This is a genomic window from Shewanella sp. 11B5, from assembly GCF_002836795.1.
In the GTDB taxonomy this organism is placed as follows: domain Bacteria; phylum Pseudomonadota; class Gammaproteobacteria; order Enterobacterales; family Shewanellaceae; genus Shewanella; species Shewanella frigidimarina.
This window is the reverse complement of record NZ_PJAP01000070.1, coordinates 1-1,385: the sequence shown is the minus strand read 5'-3', so window position 1 is coordinate 1,385 and position 1,385 is coordinate 1. Positions and strand designations below refer to the sequence as shown.

1 protein-coding gene and 2 pseudogenes are annotated in these 1,385 nt (G+C 39.9%); 1 reads left to right on the top strand and 2 read right to left on the bottom strand.

Annotated elements, in window-relative coordinates; translation table 11 throughout:
- Positions 1-126 (top strand): annotated as a pseudogene (fur, locus tag CXF78_RS21725) (ferric iron uptake transcriptional regulator); the annotation flags it as partial.
- Positions 127-207: 81 nt separating this feature from the next.
- On the opposite strand, the gene CXF78_RS00575 reads toward fur, so the two are convergent.
- Both CXF78_RS00575 and CXF78_RS00570 read right to left on the bottom strand, forming a co-directional pair.
- Positions 208-1,134: an AEC family transporter gene (locus CXF78_RS00575; protein ID WP_102035693.1), complete on the bottom strand. Its 927-nt coding sequence runs from the start codon at positions 1,132-1,134 to the stop codon at positions 208-210.
- 123 nt (positions 1,135-1,257) lie between these two features.
- Positions 1,258-1,385 (bottom strand): annotated as a pseudogene (locus tag CXF78_RS00570) (succinate--CoA ligase subunit alpha); the annotation flags it as partial.

Below are 1,385 nucleotides of genomic sequence, written 5' to 3'. Positions count from 1 at the left end.
TCTGACGACGTGATTGAACGTCGCCAGGATGAAATCGCAATGCGTCATAACATCAAGCTGACTCACCATAGCTTGTACCTTTATGGTCATTGTACCAATGATACTTGTGATCACGCTGACGAATAGTCTGTATGTGAGCAACAAACAAACCAGCAAATTTGCTGGTTTTTTATTGGCTAACATTTATCATAAGCTTTTAAAGTTTACTTAAATCAATAATGTAAGCCATAGGCTAAAACTAAACACTGATAACAAGGTCGATAATACTACTGTGCTACCCAAGGTTGATTCATGTTGTTTAAGTTCAGTGGCAATAAGATAAGCGTTGACGCCAAGCGGAGAAGCACTGAGCAACACCAACATCGCAGTGTTTGATGTGGTTAGCTCAAATACAAACTGCGCCATAATATAAACTAATGCTGGCAATAAAATAATTTTTAAACCACTAGCCATTAAGGCTAAACGCCAATGTTCACCTATACGATAGAAACTTAAATTAGCACCTAGCACAAACAATGCACACGCCAAAGCGGGCTTAGCTAATAGCGCTAAACCTTCATCTAATTGTTGTCCCAAGTTAATACTTAACGCATTCACTAAAATACCTAGTCCAATACTCATTACTACCGGATTAAGTACCATAGAGCGAGCAAACCGTCGCCACGAGAAACCTTGAGGCTGCTCTCTTGCCGCTAAGATAAAAGTCAGAGCAAACAAGGTGGCGCTATGAAAAGTAATGATCATAAATACCTGCCCTATCATTGCTGGGCCTAATGCAGCGATAATAATGGGTAAACCTACCAATACCGTATTGGAATAACTGGCACCCAACGCGAATACCGCACTGGCATCACGCCCCTGCAGCGCTATTGGACTAAAAAGGCGATTAATTCGGTAACCTATAGAAAACACTAACAACACTGGTAAATAAAAAGCTAGCAGTGCAAGTGGGTCAATGCTTTGCGCTAACGGTGCTGCGAGCATATTGATAAATAGAAATGCCGGGATACTGACGTAAAAAGTGAACCTACTTATCCCAGTAATGTGTTCTTTGTTAAAGAATCCAACTCGGGTTAATACATAGCCTAATAACACCATAAATATTAAGGGGAAAATAATGCTGATGATGGCCATAATTACCTTGCAAAGAATTAAAGGAATCGCAACAGATTGTCTATTAAAATATAACTATATGAAAATAGTGAATAAAAACCAATAAAAAAGGCGCCTAAGCGCCTTTTTATCAAGAAGGTATAATTACCAACCTGTTTTGATACGTAGTGCTTTACCAATGTCAGCTAAAGAGCGAACAGTCGTAACGCCAGCAGCCTCTAGAGCAGCAAACTTATCTTCAGCAGTACCTTTACCGCCAGCGATAATTGCGC

Coding starts and splice junctions, on each gene's coding strand:
- CXF78_RS00575 (WP_102035693.1), bottom strand. CDS start 1,134: ATGGCCATCATCAGCATTATTTTCCCCTTAATATTTATGGTGTTATTA.